Origin of the sequence: Salicibibacter halophilus, assembly GCF_006740705.1 — a bacterium.
Lineage (GTDB): Bacteria > Bacillota > Bacilli > Bacillales > Marinococcaceae > Salicibibacter > Salicibibacter halophilus.
Map to the genome: position 1 here is coordinate 3305173 of NZ_CP035485.1, position 18452 is coordinate 3323624.

Consider the following 18452-nt stretch of genomic DNA (forward strand, 5'->3'; position numbering starts at 1 on the left):
GGAGCTTGATGAAAATGAGTCGATTGCAAGCGCATAATCTTACGCTGGGGTACCAGGATACAATCGTGCTCGAGGACCTTAACCTTATATTGCCAAAAGGAGAGATTACAGTCTTTGTAGGAGCAAACGGTTGTGGGAAATCCACGTTGCTCCGCTCCCTTGCACGTTTGTTAAAACCGAAAACCGGGGAGGTCATGCTCGATCACCAATCGGTCAATGAGATGGCTACAAAAGAGATTGCCAAACAGTTGGCGATCCTCCCTCAAGGTCCGGTAGCTCCTGAAGGTTTGACGGTAGGGCAACTGGTTAAACAAGGAAGATATCCCCACCAAAGCTTGTTGCAGCAATGGAGCAAGCAAGATGAAGAATTTGTAGAGCAGGCACTGGAAGCAACACAGACGAAACATTTATCCGATCGCTCGCTCCATTCTCTATCAGGAGGTCAGCGCCAGCGGGTGTGGATAGCGATGACTCTGGCACAGAACACGGATATTTTGTTGTTGGATGAGCCGACTACCTATCTGGATATGGCGCACCAGATTGAGATTCTGGATTTATGCTATGACCTCAATATAGCGGAAGGTCGCACGATCGTCATGGTTCTTCATGATCTGAATATGGCAGCCCGCTACGCAGATCACATTGTCGCTGTTAAAAATAAAACCATTCATACCGAAGGGCGTCCGGAAGAGGTTATCACATCCGATATGGTGCAAGACGTTTTTGGCATGGAAAGCGAAATTATTGAAGACCCCTTATTCGGTTCGCCCATGTGTGTTCCTTATGGCAAAGGGCGGAAAAAGAAAAAAACGACAGTAGAGAAAGAAATGGCTTACGTTAAATAAAGAAATGTATTCCTAGCTCCCGGTTCCTTGTAGAAAGGATGGGAGCTTTTTAATTGAAAAGCAATGAGTCAGACGATAAATCACGTATTAAGGCTTATTAAAGTCAGGTGTCTTTATGAGTGATGTCCCCTGTTTTTCCTGTATCCTAAGCATTTCGAAGCAAAAATAAAAGTTTCCGAATAAACAATTGACACTGATAATCATTATCAATTAAATTGAGGGTGACACAGCCAGGGGATTTATGCCAATGAGAGGTTCACAAGACGACGAGTAAATATAGGTGGTAAATATGCAAGAGTTGCAAATCAAAAGCAAAAAAGAGGCGAATCACCATACTTGTAAAACGTTGTTGAATTGCTATTTGAGAGAGTGTGGTGGATATGGTGTATTTTCGGTGAACCATAAAAACAACCATTATCAAATTGATTTTCCGGCTAAACATGTACAAGTTGTTGGTCAGCTCGCGTATTATTCGGCAATAGGGGAGCACGAATATGCAAACTATTTTATCGCTGGGAAACAAGCTGATTTCATGGATATTCTTACTCTTATTATTCGAGAGTTTCGAATGAAAAACCCTGCTATTTCCCAGGATCAAAACCTTACTTTTATGCGGAAGGTAAGTGACAGTTGCCATAAGCTATCATTGTTTATTCAAGAGGCGAATCCGCTCTCGGTGACGGATTACATTAGCTCAGAACAATCGTTAATTTATGGCCATCCTTTTCATCCCTTTCCCAAAAACCGGGAAGGGTTTCATGAGAAAGAAATTTATCAATACAGTCCTGAATGCCGCTCCGTTTTTCAGCTTGGTTACGTAGCCGTGCGAACCGATTGCTTTTTGGAAGATTGGCTGTGTGAGGATAAGATTTCCTGGGGGGATGACGTTGAACAGCAAGCCAGACGAAAACTAGGATCACGATATCAGGGGTACCGCATCTTGCCAATGCATCCGTGGCAATACCAGTATGTACAAACGCTGGAACCGATCAGCCGCTATAAAGACAGGGAAGCCCTCGTGTTTTTGGGCATTCTTGGCCATCAGGCTTTTCCGACGTCTTCGGTGCGCACAGTTTATCTTCCGGAACTTCAATGCAACCTAAAACTTCCCTTGAACTTACAAATTACAAATATGAAAAGAAATAATACGGCTGTACAGATGCAACGGACATTAGAGGCCAGTCGTTATTTAAGAGACAGTCAATGCTTTTACACTGAACCGAACACACAAATTTCCGGCGAGACTGGGGCAATGTCGTGCGCGTTTGATGATGAGCACCTTTCAGAATTGTTCACACTTGCCTATCGTCCGGTTAATTTTGATCTCTCATCGACATTAGTAGTAGCGAGCCTTGTTGAGAAAGACCCTTTCAGTCATCTTCCTCGTTTGCAGCATATCGTCGACACTCATCGGCTGGAGGAATGGCTTTATCAATATTTGGACATATCGTTATTGCCGCTCATGCGAGAGGCAAATTCTAAAGGAATTCATTTTGAAGCTCATCTTCAAAACAGCTTGGTCACACTCCGCAAAGATGGAATGCCTCAGCAATTTATCGTGAGAGATTTGGAGGGCGTGAGTGTGGAAGGGGAATATCTGCAAGATGAAAAAGGAAGCGACAGTTCACTTTTTTATCGTAAAGAGCAGGCGAGACAGCGAACCTGTTATTACTTTTTGATTAACCATCTGGGAACGTTGATTCACACTATCGCGAGAATCCTGGAAGTACAGGAGGCAAATGTTTGGAAAGTCGTTGATAACGTATTGGCACAAGAAGCCTGGCATACCGGCAACGCCTTTATCAAGGAGGTACGATCTGCCAAGGTTTTTTTGGCGAAAAAGAACATGAGCAGTTGTTTCTTTGAAAATGGAGAGGATCCTGAATATGTTTTTGTACCAAATATCTTGAACCAAAAACAGGAGGGAGAGGAATGCTGAAAAATATTTCTGATGCATCGACGGCTAACCCATCACCCCTCGAAGAAGTAAAGCACCGAATCATGCGCCAAACAATGGAGGCTTTCCTATTTGAAGGAATCTTGGAAGTTGAGGGAAAAGGGAATTTTTGGAATATATATGGAAGAACAAAAACAGGGCATGTGGTGAGTTATACGTTTGAAGCAGAACAAAAGTGGTCGTTCAACCGTGTGAAAGTCATCCCTTATTCAATTAAACGTGAAACATCCCTGTGCACAGATCTTTTTCTTTTTTTAGAAGAAATTGTGCAGCACAACATAAAAGGGGTCCAAGTTCACTCATTTATTCAAGAAGTGCTTGAAACTTTTTCGAAAGACTATGAAGCTAAACAACAGCAGCGTGAACCGTTCTCTTTTCATGAAATTACTTATGAAGAGCTTGAAAGTGAGCTTATCGAAGGTCATCCTTATCATCCGTCCTACAAATCAAGAATGGGGTTTTCCTTGGTCGACAACGCGACATATGGTCCGGAGTTTAACGTAGAACTTTCAATGTATTGGCTTGCTGTTGATGCCAGTCAGCTAACGATTGCCCAATCGACAGAAGGGGAGATGGAGAATGTGATCGATGAGCATCTTTCCTTCGAGGAAAAAGAACGCTTTTACAACGTGTTGCGTGAAAAAGAGAAAGCCAATGAGTCGATGGTATGGCTCCCCGTACATCCATGGCAGTGGGAGCATCACCTGCAAAATGTATTGATCGAGCTTTTGGCTGAAGGAAAGGTTATTTTTTTGGGGTGCTCAACACCTAAATATCGGGCGCAGCAGCCGATACGAACGCTTGCTCATCGAAACAATGCTCAGGCTCCTTATATAAAGCTGCCTCTCAGCATTACGAATACCTCTTCGAGCCGGATTTTAGCAAGCCATACGATTCAAAATGCACCGAAGATCAGTAATTGGTTGCATGCGATTGTGGAAAATGATGATTTTTTGAGAGGGCAGTCATTTGCGCTTCTTCGGGAGATCGCCGGGGTTTCTTATCACGATGATGGAACATCCAAATTGGAATCTGATCGACTGTATGGAACATTAGGGGTTATTTATAGAGAAAATATCTCAAATTATGTAAGTGAAGCAGAGACAGCTATCCCCTTAAACGCCGTTACTCATATTCAAAAAAACAAAGTGCCTTTCATTCAGCCAGTGATTGATGAATATGGGGCAGAAGCCTGGTGTGAAGCGCTAATTACAACGATAATCCCCCCTTTGATCCATTTAATGCAGGTACATGGGATTGCAATTGAAGCACATGCGCAAAACATCATACTTGTGCTTGAGAAAGGCTGGCCGCAGCGAATCATCGTGAAAGACTTGCATGACGGGGTGCGTTTTGTGCCCAGCGAGCTTCTTGAACCGGAACGGATGCCTTTTCTTAGGTCCGAGTCGGAAGCCCATCGGGCTGTTAACCGTTATTCCTTTATTAAAGCAGAAACGAACGCCGAAGTCCGGGATTATTTGTACGATGCGTTGTTTTTTATTTGCATGGCCGAACTTGCTTTTTTCTTTGAACGATACAGCATAAGCGAGAAGCAATTTTGGCAGGTTTGTGAAAGAGTGATTCGTCACTATCAACGTGAGTTCCCGGAATATCAAGAACGCTTTGAACAGTTTGATTTGTTCGCCGGGGATATACGCATTGAGGAAATGACAAAGCGCCGCCTATATGGAGATGGAGAACTGCATTTTCGCGTCGCCAGCAATCCTCTTCGGGAGATAAGGGGGAGCAGATGATGAGGCCGAATCGCTTGAAACAAAAAATAGAAAGCGGGCAGGACGTATACGGCATGTTTCTATCCACACCCCATCCTGTGATGGCAGAACTGGTTGGTTATGCAGCATTTGATTTTGTCATCATCGATGATGAGCACGCCCCGATGAGCAAGGAAATGATTGAACAAATGATTCGAGCCGCAGAGGTTACCGGGGCAACTCCGCTTGTTCGGGTCCCGGGTCTTCATCGCCATAATATTTTAAAAGTATTGGATGCCGGGGCACAGGGAATTGTCATTCCCCATGTGGAATCTCGTGAACAAATGGAGATTGCCGTCCAGCACATCTTTTACCACCCGGTAGGGCAGCGAAGCCTTAACAGCGGTAGAGCAGGAATGTTTGCCAAGTACTCGTTGACGGAATACATCGCTAGAGCGAACGAGGAAATTCTTTTGGCCCCTATGATAGAAAGCGAAAAAGGAGTCGATAACCGAGAAGAGATTCTTTCATGTCCGCGCATAAGCTTTGTTCTGGAAGGAGCTGCAGACCTCTCCCAATCTCTATCCATCCCGTGGCAGGTGGACCATTCTGCCGTTCAAACGCGACTTCAATCTCTATGGCAGACCGCTTGCAGCCTACGTGTTCCTTATGCGGTTGTTTCCCGGAACCAGGAGCAACACCAAGCGTGGGCACAAAAAGGAGCTAATATATTTGTTCTCGGTGACGAAAGAGGCACAGCTTTTCGTGCTTATCAAGAAAAATTGGCTCATTACCGATATTTAGCAGGGAGTGATTGATTTGCAAGAGGACATAGCTCTTTGGGTGAAGGAACTTAAACAACAAATGGATGAACCGGTGTGTGCCTATTTGCATGACTTACCAGCTTTGCAATCGCATATAAAAGCGATGGTAGATATTCTACCGAAGAAAACCTGTTTATTTTATGCCATAAAAGCGAACCCCGATCCTAAAATATTGAAAACACTGTTGCCGTACGTCGATGGATTTGAGGTCGCCTCGCTGGGAGAGTTGCAAAGGGTTCGTTACGTGTCGGAAGAAATTCCTGTCTTATTTGGCGGCCCGGGAAAAAAAGAATACGAGCTGGAACAAGCGCTGAAAAAGGGAGTTTCCTATATTCACGTCGAGAGTTTGCTGGAGTTGAGAAAGCTGATTGGCGTAGCTGCACAGTTGGATATCGACACAAACATCCTTTTGCGCGTTAACCTCCATGAACGTACATTACCGGTGACGAACGTCACAATGGCCGGTAAACCAAGCCCATTTGGTATGGATGAATGGATCATTGAAGAGGCGTTAACCATTCTGCAGGACGTTGAAAATACACACGTACATTTCCGGGGGTTTCACTTTCACTCCCTCTCCAATAACAAGCATCCTGACCGGCATATGGAAATGATTCTGTTGTATATGGAAAAGGTGGAAGAATGGAAGCGAACATTTAATGTAGAGGTTTCTGTGATTAACGTCGGCGGGGGGCTTGGGGTTTCTTATGATGACAAGCCTAGTTTTGATTGGGAGCGGTTTATCACTTTGTTCAAAAAAAGCGGAGTGCTGGATCGCTTAGGCGAAGCCGAACTGTTCTTTGAACCCGGGCGTTATATTGTTGCTGATTTTGTGTATTACGCGGCTGAAATGATAGACCTTAAATCATCCATGGACCAACATTTTGCGATTTTGCGAGGGGGGACCCATCATCACCGCCTTCCTGCTTCCTGGGGGCAAGATCATCCGTTTTCAATTGTCTCGACCGATGATTGGGAATGGACATACGATTTTAAAAGACCAGGTATTCACGATGATTTTATCTCCATTGTCGGGGAGCTTTGTTCCCCCAAAGACCGACTCCATTCCCGGGCAAAAGTCGAGACATTGCGCGTCGGTGACATTGTTGTTTTTGAAAAATCAGGGGCTTATAGCTGGACGATTTCCCATCATGATTTTCTCGGCCACCCTCACCCGGTATTTTTGTATAAGGACGAATGGAAAACGAAGAAGGAAGAAGGCTGAAAGCATGAACCGAACACTTTACCACTCATCATTGACGAGCGCTGAACACATGGTGTTCAAAGATCTGATCAACAGCTTTATTGCAGAGGAGACCATTCCCGTTGAAGCCGAAAACCTGGTTTCGTTCCGAAATGCCTCCAAAGAAGTGCAAGTGTTGTTTAGTCTGGAAGAAAATACACTGATTTACACGGGGGCATTGTTCTTGCAACTGGAAAAAAGCTATCGCCAGGGTGTGCAATGGAAAGAAGGGACACCTGTTTATACCAGACAGGAAGGCAAGTGGGTCCGCCTTGATACAGCTGTTCAACTAGTTCATGTTGTGTTGAGGTCAAATGGGGGAGAGGGGGTGGAAAACTTTATCAGCAGCGTGGAGAAATCGGTTGAGCAGTTAGGTCTTAGTTTGCAGCATTTAGAGAGTCGACAATCAACCTTCCCGCGTACGGCTTATGAATGGTTTATAGAAAGTGAAAAAAGAGCTTCACTCAGAGACCGTCCCTTTCACCCGGCATCAAAGGCAAAAGTCGGTTTTGATACAGAGAATTATCAGCGATACATGGCAGAATTCGGAAAGGCGACCCCTCTTTGTTGGGTGGCCGTTGCTGATGATTGTGTGGTCCGCGGCGTCGTTAACGATGATCCGTCATGTCTCGATCTCCTTCCCGAACAAGAGCGGGCGGTAATTGAAGAGGAGATTGCGCATCGGGATATTGACCGCCGGAAGTATACAATTCTTCCCGTCCATCCATGGCAGATGAAGCAAGTGATCGAGCCTGATTTTCAAAAGGAAATAGCCCAACAAAAGATTCTTCCATTATCGACGAAAGCGGGGAGTTACCTGTCCACATCCTCCGTTCGTTCGATGGCCCCCTTTGAGCAATCCGAGAACATGTTGAAACTCCCCATGGGCGTGACCTCACTGGGAGCCGCCCGGTATTTGCCTGTCGTAAAACTGATGAATGGCAATTCCGGAGAAAGGTTGCTGCGCCAGGCGATCGCTTGCGATGATCGTTTAAAAGAAATCGTGTACGTTTGTGAAGAAACCGCATGGTGGGGGTACCTCCCCGCTTCTACAGGCCTTTTTGATGATCATCCCCGCCATCTGTCCGCACAACTGCGCAGGTATCCTCAGGAACTCTTCGATAAAGACTACAAGCTAATTACGATGGCATCGTTAGGTGCCGGAGAGGCTAGTTTTTATTTTATCCGGCAGTTACTAGGGGAGAAATGTACGGAGGAAGGCATCCTCACGTTCTATCAAGAAGTGGTAGCTTTGTTTTATGAGATCGTCATGCGCCTATTTAAAATAGGAATCGTTCCGGAAATTCACGGTCAAAATTGTTGCCTGGTACTCGACGGCATCCAACCGGTAGCCCTTTTATTCAGGGACCATGATTCTGTACGGTTATATCCGCCGTATATAAGGAAGCATAACCTCGATGATCCTGAATACCTCATCCGCCCTGGGTATTCCAACAGTTTATATAATGACACGATTGAAGAATTGCTGTTTTATGTGCAAACCTTGGGTACTCAGGTGAATATTGCTTCCATTATTGAGACGCTTTCGGAGAGTTTTCATCTGCCGGAAAGGCAATTGTGGGAGATCACAGAACAAGAATGGCAGAAAGTGCTCCGGGAAATTAATTTTCCGGATTCGGAGAAGGTGCACCGCCTTTTATTCACATCCGAAAAATGGCCGGTAAAGTTGGTTATCCGTCCATTATTGGAGGTAGGAGGTGCGCCTGGAGCGATGCCGTCCGGAAAAAGTGAAGGCATTAATCCGTTTCATCTTCATCATAAATCATGGCATTTATCGCCATCATCCGTTAGACTATAAAAAAGGGGTAATTGAAAAAGCTTCTCAATAGAAGAAGCATAAAGTATCTAATCTGTACTCTAGGAATGATAGCATTGAATATCGAACAACTTGAATCGTTTGGTGTAAAACGTAAAGACCAGCACACGTTAGGTGTCCCGATCATTGAGCTTCTGAATGAAGAAGTCTGTCATTCGTTTCTTCTCCGATATATGGAAGACATTAAAGCGCCAAATAAAAAGGTAGCTGCCTCTTTGTTCATGAAACAATATGCACGCTCTGTTGTTGCTTCCACTTTACATAGCATTGGGTCGTACAATTGTGCATTATCTCTGCCTACGCATGCGTGTATGTTCAGTAACGAGCGGAAGCTGTGTGTGCAGGAAGGGTCATGCCGATTTCAGGCGTGGGAGCAGGGGGAAAGAGAAGCGTGGAGGGAAAGTTTGTTGCGAGAGTTGTTTTCGTATCATATCACCCCGTTGATTGGTGTGTTGAGAAACACTTCTCGGGTGTCGGTCCATATTCTTTGGGAGAACGTGGCCGTTCGGGTGAATTCTGTGTATCGGAAAGCATTGGCTGCTGAAACTTGCCAAGAAAGGAAAAAGCAGCTTTCCAGTGATTTTTATTACCTGCAAGACGCAGAAGGAGACCTTTTTCAATGGGATCAAAATCCAATTTCTCCTTACTTAAAGAGTCCCCCGGACAGCTCTGCTACCCATTATCGGCAAACGTGTTGCCTTTACCACCGTCTAAAAGAAGATCCGGAAGGCATTCAATTTTGCAACAACTGTCCAATCGGTAAAAAAGTTACACGCAACGCTAAATGAATGAATGGTTATGGAAGCATTTCCGTTCCGTATGAATAAATTTGATGCCGGTGACCGTGTTCTTTTGACTCGACAATTTTCAGGCGTTCCGGATACGATATTTCATTCTATTTTTACGATTGAAGAAATCAGCTGGTATGACATCAGATCGGAACTCGATAAGGGCGAGCTGGTTCCGTGGATCCCCGAGAGAGCTTGAAAAAGTGCAACCCCATGTAACCCAAACAGAAACACGTGAACAAATTGATACACTGCTGGACGAATATAAAGATGTTCTATTTTTACGTAATCATTTCCTGGATAAACAGTACGATCATAAGGCAAGGCGTATCGAAAACAAAATAAGACGTTTATTGGAATAACCTCTCTGTAATTTTTGCAGGGAGGTTTTATGTTTGGCAATTCGATATCACAGGATCTACTGGATAAAAGAAATGTTAAAATATTGATGTTGGATATAATTTTTGAGGTGATGTTGATGTCTGTAAAGGGAATCAACCATTTTTTGTTTTCAGTTTCAGATTTGGAAAGGTCTATCGAGTTTTACCGGAATGTATTTGGGGCAAAACTGCTTGTGAAAGGAGAAAACACTGCATATTTTGATTTAAATGGGCTCTGGCTGGCGCTAAACGTAGAAAGGGATATTCCACGCAATGAAATAAAGCAATCTTACACCCATATAGCTTTCTCAATTGAGGAAGCAGAATTTGATCGTATATACCAAAAATTAGAGGCATTGAATGTAAACATTTTATCCGGTCGTCCAAGAGATGAAAAGGACAAGAACTCTGTTTATTTTACGGACCCGGATGGCCATAAATTTGAATTTCATACAGGTACGTTGCAAGATAGATTGGATTATTATAGGCGAGAAAAACCGCATATGGAATTTTATGATTAAGGAGACGGTGAAAAGATGGTTGAAACGAAACCTCCAGAAACTACAACGAATGTTCAGGCATTCTCGTGAGTGTGTTTATCGTGGAGAAGCACTTCAATCGTGCAGTTCAGTCCTGTGTCATGTTGTTTTCTGCTGATTTTGATGAATAACCATCGGGTAATTCTGGCAGTATATGTGTAGCCTCACTGAAAGAGAGGCGCTATACCTAGGAAAGGAAGTGGCGTTTATGGCTCAACAGCAAAACCCGCAACAAAATCAGCAACAGCAGAACCAACAGCAGCAGAACCAACAGCAGCAGAATCAACAGCAGCAGAATCAGCAACAAAATCAAGGGTTGCAACAAGCGCAACAAGCTGCACAACAAGCGGAGCAGCAGGTTCAACAAGCTGTTCAGCAAGCAGATCCACAAGCGATCGAACAAGCGCAACAGGAACTGCAACAGGCTGAGCAACAACTTCAACAAGCAGGAGCAAATGCACAACCTGACCAACAACAGCAAATTCAGGAAGCTGAACAACAGTTGCAACAAGCGAATCAGCAACTTCAACAAGCCCAAAATCAATCCGGTCAATAAATTGTGGGGCAAGGACCGCATCGTTGTGATCCGCATCATTTTATGGTGCGGATCTTTTTTATTAGGCAAGGATGTATCGAATAAATCTAAAAGATATGCTTGCGTTATCTATGAGTGTGTGCTATATTATTTGTGGCAAAGGGACGAAGGAACTCTTTATAAACGTTTTACATTAAGTTTGTACAAGCGTTTATTGATATGAAACCCAGGCGCCCGTAGCTCAATTGGATAGAGCATCTGACTTCGGATCAGAGGGTTAGGAGTTCGAGTCTTCTCGGGCGCGCCAGTAACAATTAGATACTTGAGCGTAATGTTTTATTTTTTTGCCGAAAAGTCGAAGGATAAAAGAAAATTTGCCCGGGAAGTAGCTCAGCTTGGCAGAGCGCTTCGTTCGGGACGAAGAGGTCGCAGGTTCAAATCCTGTCTTCCCGACCATTGATAACGCGGGTGTAGTTTAATGGTAAAACCTCAGCCTTCCAAGCTGATGACGTGGGTTCGATTCCCATCACCCGCTCCAATGGGCCTGTAGCTCAGTTGGTGAGAGCGCACGCCTGATAAGCGTGAGGTCGGTGGTTCGAGTCCACTCAGGCCCACCATTGATTCGAGTGAAAAAAGTTATTGACAACGCATTGGTTCACTGGTATAGTGAGAAATTGTGGTTGTTAGCCATCATTTGCCCTTTGAAAACTGAATGAAAAAGCCAAGCGAACGTTAAAGAAATGATTGAAAGTAACGAGTCAGCGTGCCGCACACCCCCGTGTGCGAAGCGGAACTTTTTATGGAGAGTTTGATCCTGGCTCAGGACGAACGCTGGCGGCGTGCCTAATACATGCAAGTCGTACGCTGGAGGTCAGAGTTCAGAAGCCGGAATTCGGATTGGAAGACATCGGCGTGGTCGATGTCAAGTCGATCTGACTTCTGGTCTCCGATCTCTGACTTCCGGAGTGGCGGACGGGTGAGTAACACGTGGGCAACCTGCCTTTGAGGCCGGGATAACACCGGGAAACCGGTGCTAATACCGGATGCGTCCCCTTTCGCGCCTGCGAGAGGGGAGAAAGACGGTCTTTAAGGCCGTCGCTCAAAGAGGGGCCCGCGGCGCATTAGCTGGTTGGTGGGGTAAGGGCCTACCAAGGCGACGATGCGTTGCCGACCTGAGAGGGTGATCGGCCACACTGGGACTGAGACACGGCCCAGACTCCTGCGGGAGGCAGCAGTAGGGAATCATCCGCAATGGGCGAAAGCCTGACGGTGCAACGCCGCGTGAGTGAGGAAGGTTTTCGGATCGTAAAGCTCTGTTGTGAGGGAAGAACAGCTTCCGGAGGAAATGCCGGAGGTTTGCCGGTACCTCACCAGAAAGCCCCGGCTAACTACGTGCCAGCAGCCGCGGTAATACGTAGGGGGCAAGCGTTGTCCGGAATTATTGGGCGTAAAGGGCACGCAGGCGGTACGGCAAGTCTGATGTGAAAGGCCGGCGCTCAACGCCGGAATGGCATTGGAAACTGTCGCACTTGAGTACAGAAGAGGAGAGTGGAATTCCACGTGTAGCGGTGAAATGCGTAGAGATGTGGAGGAACACCAGTGGCGAAGGCGACTCTCTGGTCTGTGACTGACGCTGAGGTGCGAAAGCGTGGGGAGCGAACAGGATTAGATACCCTGGTAGTCCACGCCGTAAACGTTGAGTGCTAGGTGTTAGGGGTTTCGATACCCGTAGTGCCGAAGCAAACGCAATAAGCACTCCGCCTGGGGAGTACGACCGCAAGGTTGAAACTCAAAGGAATTGACGGGGGCCCGCACAAGCGGTGGAGCATGTGGTTTAATTCGAAGCAACGCGAAGAACCTTACCAGGCCTTGACATCCTCTGGCCGCCTTGGAGACAAGGTTTTCCCTTTTGGGACAGAGTGACAGGTGGTGCATGGTTGTCGTCAGCTCGTGTCGTGAGATGTTGGGTTAAGTCCCGTAACGAGCGCAACCCTTGAATGTCGTTGCCAGCATTAAGTTGGGCACTCGACATTGACTGCCGGTGACAAACCGGAGGAAGGCGGGGATGACGTCAAATCATCATGCCCCTTATGGCCTGGGCGACACACGTGCTACAATGGACGGTACAATGGGCCGCGAAGCCGCGAGGTGGAGCCAATCCCCAGAAAAGCCGTTCTCAGTTCGGATTGCAGGCTGCAACTCGCCTGCATGAAGCTGGAATCGCTAGTAATCGCGGATCAGCATGCCGCGGTGAATACGTTCCCGGGCCTTGTACACACCGCCCGTCACACCACGAGAGCCGGCAACACCCGAAGTCGGTGAGGCAACCTTTGGGAGCCAGCCGCCGAAGGTGGGGCCGGTGATTGGGGTGAAGTCGTAACAAGGTATCCCTACCGGAAGGTGGGGATGGATCACCTCCTTTCTAAGGAGCCCATCGGCCTCTCCGAGCGAGAGGCCGGAGGCAAGCGCTTCGGCTTTTCATTCAGTTTTGAGCGGGCAACTGCTCAACCGACGTTCTTTGAAAACTGAATAACGCGAGAAAGCGAAAACGACACACACACCGGGTGTCACGAAGAGACACGAACGTGTTTCTTAGAAAAGACCCATTCCTGCATGTGGTTAAACAAGGAAGGGCGCACGGTGGATGCCTTGGCACTAGGCGCCGAAGAAGGACGGGACGAACACCGATATGCTTCGGGGAGCTGTAAGTATGCTTGGATCCGGAGATGTCCGAATGGGGGAACCCCTTCTCCGTCATGGGAGAAGATCATCTGCCCAACTAATTAAGCAGATGAAGGCAGACCCGGCGAACTGAAACATCTTAGTAGCCGGAGGAAGAGAAAGCAAACGCGATTTCCTGAGTAGCGGCGAGCGAAACGGAAGCGAGCCCAAACCGGACGGCTTGCCGTCCGGGGTTGAAGGACACGCCATACGGAGTGACAAAGGGGCGGCGTAGCGGAAGCGGCTTGGAACGGTCCGCCATAGCAGGTAAGAGCCCTGTACGCGAAACGCTGCCCTCTCCGGCGTGGATCCTGAGTACGGCGGGACACGAGAAACCCCGTCGGAAGCAGGGAGGCCCATCTCCCAAGGCTAAATACGACCTAGTGACCGATAGTGAACCAGTACCGTGAGGGAAAGGTGAAAAGCACCCCGGGAGGGGAGTGAAAGAGAACCTGAAACCGTGTGCCTACAGGTGGTCAGAGCCCGTTCATGGGTGATGGCGTGCCTTTTGTAGAATGAACCGGCGAGTGACGATGGCGTGCGAGGTTAAGTTGAAGAGACGGAGCCGCAGCGAAAGCGAGTCTGAAGTGGGCGCGAAGTACGTCGACGTCGACCCGAAACCGTGTGATCTACCCATGTCCAGGGTGAAGGTCGGGTAACACCGACTGGAGGCCCGAACCCACGTAAGTTGAAAATTACGGGGATGAGGGGTGGGTAGGGGTGAAATGCCAATCGAACACGGAGATAGCTGGTTCTCCCCGAAATAGCTTTAGGGCTAGCCTCGGAGGAAGAGTCCTGGAGGTAGAGCACGGATTGGATGAGGGGTCCCCACAGGATTACCGAGTTCAGTCAAACTCCGAATGCCAGCGACTTGGTTTCCGGGAGTCAGACGGCGAGTGCTAAGATCCGTCGTCAAGAGGGAAACAGCCCGGACCACCGGCTAAGGTCCCCAAGTATGGATTAAGTGGGAAAGGATGTGGCGTTGCTTAGACAACCAGGATGTTGGCTTAGAAGCAGCCATCATTGAAAGAGTGCGTAATAGCTCACTGGTCGAGTGACGCTGCGCCGAAAATGTACCGGGGCTAAATCCATCACCGAAGCCGTGGATTCCGGAGGTCAGATGTCAGAGGCCGGAAATCAGAGAAAAGAGGAACGAAAATGGCGAGCAGTTATCGAGAATTAAGAGTGTATCAACTATCTTATGATTTAGCACTTCATGTGCATCGATTAACGCAAAGCTTTCCAGCCTTCGAAAGGTATGAACTAGGGAGTCAACTAAGAAGAGCTGCAACATCCATACCTGTCAATATTGCCGAAGGATATGGCAAGAAGGGCAAGCAATTGTATCGAATGATCCAAAATTGGAAAACGTATTGATTTCTGTCTCTGGTTTTTCCGAATTCTGGTTTCTGATATCTGACCTCTGGAGTGGTAGGGGAGCGTTCGGTGTGCCGGGAAGGCCGACCGTGAGGACGGCTGGAGCGCACCGAAGTGAGAATGCCGGTATGAGTAGCGAAAAGAAGGGTGAGAATCCCTTCCGTCGAAAACCTAAGGTTTCCTGAGGAAGGCTCGTCCGCTCAGGGTTAGTCGGGGCCTAAGCCGAGGCCGAAAGGCGTAGGCGATGGATAACTGGTGGAAATTCCAGTACCACCGATGGCTGTCAGACCGAAGGGGGGACGCAGAAAGGTAGGGCGAGCGCGCTGATGGAGAAGCGCGTCGAAGCGACCGAGGCTGTTGGGCAGGCAAATCCGCCCAACGTGAAGGCTGAGGCGTGACCGCGAGGGAAATGAAGTACCGAAGTCCCCGATCCTCCGCTGCCGAGAAAAGCCTCTAGGAAGGGCATCGGTGCCCGTACCGCAAACCGACACAGGTAGGTGGGATGAGAATTCTAAGACGCGCGGGAGAACTCTCGTTAAGGAACTCGGCAAAATGACCCCGTAACTTCGGGAGAAGGGGTGCTCCTTGGGGTTGAAAGCCCCGGGGAGCCGCAGTGACAAGGCCCAAGCGACTGTTTACCAAAAACACAGGTCTCTGCGAAGTCGAAAGACGAAGTATAGGGGCTGACACCTGCCCGGTGCTGGAAGGTTAAGAGGAGGGCTTAGCGCTTAGGCGCGAAGGTCCGAATTGAAGCCCCAGTAAACGGCGGCCGTAACTATAACGGTCCTAAGGTAGCGAAATTCCTTGTCGGGTAAGTTCCGACCCGCACGAAAGGTGCAACGACTTGGGCACTGTCTCAACGAGAGACCCGGTGAAATTATATGACCTGTGAAGATGCAGGTCCCCCGCGACTGGACGGAAAGACCCCATGGAGCTTTACTGTAGCTTGATATTGGGTTTTCGTATCGCTTGTACAGGATAGGCAGGAGCCAAGGAACCCGGAGCGCCAGCTTCGGAGGAGGCGCCGGTGGGATACTGCCCTTGCGATATGAACATCCTAACCTCGAACCGTGAGCCGGTTCAGGGACAGTGTCTGGTGGGCAGTTTGACTGGGGCGGTCGCCTCCCAAACAGTAACGGAGGCGCCCCAAGGTTCCCTCAGAATGGTTGGAAATCATTCGCAGCGTGCAAAGGCAGAAGGGAGCTTGACTGCGAGACAGACAGGTCGAGCAGGGACGAAAGTCGGGCTTAGTGATCCGGCGGCACCGTATGGAAGGGCCGTCGCTCAACGGATAAAAGCTACCCTGGGGATAACAGGCTAATCTCCCCCAAGAGTCCACATCGACGGGGAGGTTTGGCACCTCGATGTCGGCTCATCGCATCCTGGGGCTGAAGTCGGTCCCAAGGGTTGGGCTGTTCGCCCATTAAAGCGGTACGCGAGCTGGGTTCAGAACGTCGTGAGACAGTTCGGTCCCTATCCGTCGCGGGCGCAGGAAATTTGAGAGGAGCTGTCCTTAGTACGAGAGGACCGGGATGGACACACCGCTGGTGTACCAGTTGTTCCGCCAGGAGCATGGCTGGGTAGCTACGTGTGGATCGGATAAGTGCTGAAAGCATCTAAGCACGAAGCCGGCCTCAAGATGAGATTTCCCGAGAGACCCCTTAAAGACGATAAGGTAGATAGGTCTGAGGTGGACGCGTGGCGACACGTGGAGCTGACAGATACTAATCGGTCCAACGGTTTATCCACCCGAATGGGGCTGCACCCGGGTGTCGATCGCTTAAGCGTTATTCAGTTTTGGGAGAATGTCTCCCCATCGTCAGGTGGCGATAGCGAAGAGGTCCCACCCGTTCCCATGCCGAACACGGAAGTTAAGCTCTTCAGCGCCGATGGTAATCGGGCGGAAACGCCCCGTGAGCGTAGGACGTCGCCTGGCAAGCGAAAAGACCGACTCGGAGGTATGCTCCGGGTCGGTTTTTTAATGGGAAAAAAACGTATTGTCGTGTAAAAGTGCCAGATTTCACGGCAAAAGTGACAGAATATCACCGGAAAGTGACAGAATACCGCTGGAAAGTGACAGATTCCAGGCTGCTTCGGGTGATTGTGTCGATGTTGGAATGTTGATACATACTTACCGATAGGTTAGGTATTGGTTCCCTCGCACAAGTTCCATAAGTTTCTTTTATTGACCCAGAAAAATGTGCTTGGTTTATGGACATACTGTTGGTGAGGGGGAGATGTGTATATGGCACAAGATGTATTGTGTGAAGTTGAAAACTGTGTGCATTGGGGAGAAGGAAACGTTTGCCAGGCGGATCGTATCTATGTTGTGACGAGCGCAGATGATGTAACGACGGAGCAAGCCGAAACGGATTGCAAAACGTTTCGCCCGATAGAGCATTAAAATGTTTAGGCTGCCCACTTGCGTGGGTGGCTTTTTCTTATGGTAAAATAAAATAAAAAGGACTGGGACCATGAAAAGTTTTAACTGGAAAGTGATACACGATCGCGAACATGATTATGACAGTACGAGCAAAACGACGCCGATTTATCAAACTTCATCGTTTTCGTTTACGGACCTTCATGATTTGGAGGGTTTTTTTCAGCCGGAAAATAACAGATATATGTATTCACGATATGGAAATCCTAACCCGGATCAGCTTGCCCGAAAAGTGAGCGAGTTAGAGGGTGCGCCTGCCGGTGTTGCTACTTCTTCGGGCATGTCCGCAATTTTGTCTGGTGTTTTAGCTGTGGTTCGACCGGGTGAATCTGTGCTCATTCCGGAAGATGTCTATGGAGGCACATACGATTTATTTCAACAGTTTTTTCAGGATTGGCAAGTGGATGTACATACTGTATCGTTTGCTGACCTTGCAGAGGTTGAGAAAAAAATAACGCAGAAAACCTCCCTCGTGTACACAGAATCGGTGACTAACCCGTTACTGCGTGTGGAAGAAATTGAGGCTGTCGTTAAAATTGCACATAAGCGCAGTATTCCCGTGATGGTTGATAACACATTTGCTACGCCTTATTTTTCCCAACCGTACAAGTTTGGCGCGGATTTGGTTGTTCACAGCGCTACCAAATACATTGGCGGCCACAGTGACGTAACCGCCGGGGTGCTTGTCGGGGAGAGGACCTTGGTTGAGGAAGCAAAAAGAAAAGCCATTCAACTCGGAATGAACGTCAGCCCGTTTGAAGCATGGCTTACGGTTCGAGGTTTAAAAACGCTCTCGGTTCGTATGGAAAAACAAAGTGCGAACGCGAAGGCAATAGCGGACTTCTTAAACGATCAACCGGGTGTAAACGTATATTATCCCAAAAACCTGGCTACGCATGGAAACGGGGCAATGGTTAGCTTTGAACTAGATAAACGTTATGATATCCATAAATTCTTTGAACAGCTGGAATGGGTCAAAATCGTGCCAACGTTAGCCGGTGTAGAAACGACCGTTTCCTATCCGCTGAAAACATCCCATCGCAGTATTCCGCCGCACATGCAAAAAAAGCTTGGGATTACAGCGGGGCTCATACGTTTGTCCGTAGGATTGGAAGATGAAACGGATATTACAGATGAATTGCAATCGGCGTTAGAAGAAGCAGCCGAAAAAAAATTTCCGGAATGAATTTTCCAGAATGACTTGCAGAGACTTGAAGGGTGTGTTATATTATTAAAAGTGACGGTGAGAGACAC

The 18452-nt window shown here is 47.8% G+C and carries 12 protein-coding genes, 4 tRNA genes and 3 rRNA genes; all 19 read left to right on the top strand.

Annotation, left to right across the window (positions count from 1 at the left end; genetic code table 11):
- The first annotated feature begins 14 nt into the window (after window positions 1–14).
- The 19 genes from EPH95_RS16135 (at window position 15) to EPH95_RS16220 (ending at window position 18384) form a co-directional block, all read left to right on the top strand.
- Window positions 15–845 carry an ABC transporter ATP-binding protein gene (locus tag EPH95_RS16135; protein ID WP_160141825.1) on the top strand — a complete coding sequence of 277 codons (831 nt, stop codon included), beginning with the start codon at window positions 15–17 and terminating at the stop codon, window positions 843–845.
- Window positions 846–1134: 289 nt separating this feature from the next.
- On the top strand, window positions 1135–2784 hold the full coding sequence (locus EPH95_RS16140; protein WP_142091031.1) for an IucA/IucC family protein: 1650 nt from the start codon (window positions 1135–1137) through the stop codon (window positions 2782–2784).
- The gene (locus EPH95_RS16145; RefSeq protein ID WP_142091032.1) at window positions 2778–4556 is read left to right on the top strand and encodes an IucA/IucC family protein; all 1779 of its coding nucleotides are present in this window, start codon (window positions 2778–2780) and stop codon (window positions 4554–4556) included. The genes EPH95_RS16140 and EPH95_RS16145 overlap by 7 nt, the downstream gene beginning before the upstream one ends.
- Window positions 4553–5332, top strand: coding sequence for an HpcH/HpaI aldolase family protein (locus EPH95_RS16150; protein ID WP_142091033.1), 780 nt, complete (start codon window positions 4553–4555; stop codon window positions 5330–5332). Before EPH95_RS16145 ends, EPH95_RS16150 begins: the two co-directional genes overlap by 4 nt.
- 25 nt (window positions 5333–5357) lie before the next feature.
- Window positions 5358–6563 carry a type III PLP-dependent enzyme gene (locus EPH95_RS16155; RefSeq protein WP_227003948.1) on the top strand — a complete coding sequence of 402 codons (1206 nt, stop codon included), beginning with the start codon at window positions 5358–5360 and terminating at the stop codon, window positions 6561–6563.
- 4 nt (window positions 6564–6567) lie between these two features.
- Entirely contained in the window at window positions 6568–8400 is a 1833-nt protein-coding gene (locus EPH95_RS16160) for an IucA/IucC family protein (protein ID WP_142091034.1), read from the top strand.
- Window positions 8401–8474: 74 nt separating this feature from the next.
- The gene (locus EPH95_RS16165) at window positions 8475–9206 is read left to right on the top strand and encodes a ferric iron reductase (protein WP_227003949.1); all 732 of its coding nucleotides are present in this window, start codon (window positions 8475–8477) and stop codon (window positions 9204–9206) included.
- A 31-nt stretch (window positions 9207–9237) separates the two neighbouring features.
- Entirely contained in the window at window positions 9238–9405 is a 168-nt protein-coding gene (locus EPH95_RS18990) for a hypothetical protein (protein WP_160141826.1), read from the top strand.
- A gap of 279 nt (window positions 9406–9684) precedes the next feature.
- Complete coding sequence (gene fosM, locus EPH95_RS16170) at window positions 9685–10107, top strand: FosM family fosfomycin resistance protein (protein ID WP_142091652.1); 423 nt, start codon at window positions 9685–9687, stop codon at window positions 10105–10107.
- A 226-nt stretch (window positions 10108–10333) separates the two neighbouring features.
- Entirely contained in the window at window positions 10334–10681 is a 348-nt protein-coding gene (locus EPH95_RS16175; RefSeq protein WP_193556984.1) for a hypothetical protein, read from the top strand.
- A 209-nt stretch (window positions 10682–10890) separates the two neighbouring features.
- A tRNA-Arg gene (locus tag EPH95_RS16180) sits at window positions 10891–10967 on the top strand.
- Window positions 10968–11039: 72 nt separating this feature from the next.
- Window positions 11040–11116 (top strand) — tRNA-Pro (locus EPH95_RS16185).
- Between the two features lie 8 nt (window positions 11117–11124).
- Window positions 11125–11198 (top strand) — tRNA-Gly (locus EPH95_RS16190).
- Window positions 11199–11200: 2 nt separating this feature from the next.
- Window positions 11201–11277, top strand: a tRNA-Ile gene (locus EPH95_RS16195).
- 179 nt (window positions 11278–11456) lie between these two features.
- Window positions 11457–13082: ribosomal RNA gene (locus EPH95_RS16200) — 16S ribosomal RNA — on the top strand.
- A 195-nt stretch (window positions 13083–13277) separates the two neighbouring features.
- Window positions 13278–16507 (top strand): 23S ribosomal RNA (locus tag EPH95_RS16205).
- 70 nt (window positions 16508–16577) lie between these two features.
- Window positions 16578–16694 (top strand): 5S ribosomal RNA (gene rrf, locus EPH95_RS16210).
- The 16S, 23S and 5S rRNA genes sit together here with 4 tRNA genes alongside, the layout of an rRNA operon.
- Window positions 16695–17003: 309 nt before the next feature.
- Window positions 17004–17162: a DUF1540 domain-containing protein gene (locus EPH95_RS16215; RefSeq protein WP_142091037.1), complete on the top strand. Its 159-nt coding sequence runs from the start codon at window positions 17004–17006 to the stop codon at window positions 17160–17162.
- A gap of 70 nt (window positions 17163–17232) precedes the next feature.
- Window positions 17233–18384 carry a trans-sulfuration enzyme family protein gene (locus EPH95_RS16220; protein ID WP_142091038.1) on the top strand — a complete coding sequence of 384 codons (1152 nt, stop codon included), beginning with the start codon at window positions 17233–17235 and terminating at the stop codon, window positions 18382–18384.
- Window positions 18385–18452: the final 68 nt, after the last annotated feature.

What these genes read in the sequence shown, in the direction of transcription:
- EPH95_RS16135 (WP_160141825.1), top strand. Translation starts at nt 15, where the DNA reads ATGAGTCGATTGCAAGCGCATAATCTTACGCTGGGGTACCAGGATACA.
- EPH95_RS16140 (WP_142091031.1), top strand. Translation starts at nt 1,135, where the DNA reads ATGCAAGAGTTGCAAATCAAAAGCAAAAAAGAGGCGAATCACCATACT.
- EPH95_RS16145 (WP_142091032.1), top strand. Translation starts at nt 2,778, where the DNA reads ATGCTGAAAAATATTTCTGATGCATCGACGGCTAACCCATCACCCCTC.
- EPH95_RS16150 (WP_142091033.1), top strand. Translation starts at nt 4,553, where the DNA reads ATGATGAGGCCGAATCGCTTGAAACAAAAAATAGAAAGCGGGCAGGAC.
- EPH95_RS16160 (WP_142091034.1), top strand. Translation starts at nt 6,568, where the DNA reads ATGAACCGAACACTTTACCACTCATCATTGACGAGCGCTGAACACATG.
- EPH95_RS18990 (WP_160141826.1), top strand. Translation starts at nt 9,238, where the DNA reads ATGAATAAATTTGATGCCGGTGACCGTGTTCTTTTGACTCGACAATTT.
- fosM (WP_142091652.1), top strand. Translation starts at nt 9,685, where the DNA reads ATGTCTGTAAAGGGAATCAACCATTTTTTGTTTTCAGTTTCAGATTTG.
- EPH95_RS16175 (WP_193556984.1), top strand. Translation starts at nt 10,334, where the DNA reads ATGGCTCAACAGCAAAACCCGCAACAAAATCAGCAACAGCAGAACCAA.
- EPH95_RS16215 (WP_142091037.1), top strand. Translation starts at nt 17,004, where the DNA reads ATGGCACAAGATGTATTGTGTGAAGTTGAAAACTGTGTGCATTGGGGA.
- EPH95_RS16220 (WP_142091038.1), top strand. Translation starts at nt 17,233, where the DNA reads ATGAAAAGTTTTAACTGGAAAGTGATACACGATCGCGAACATGATTAT.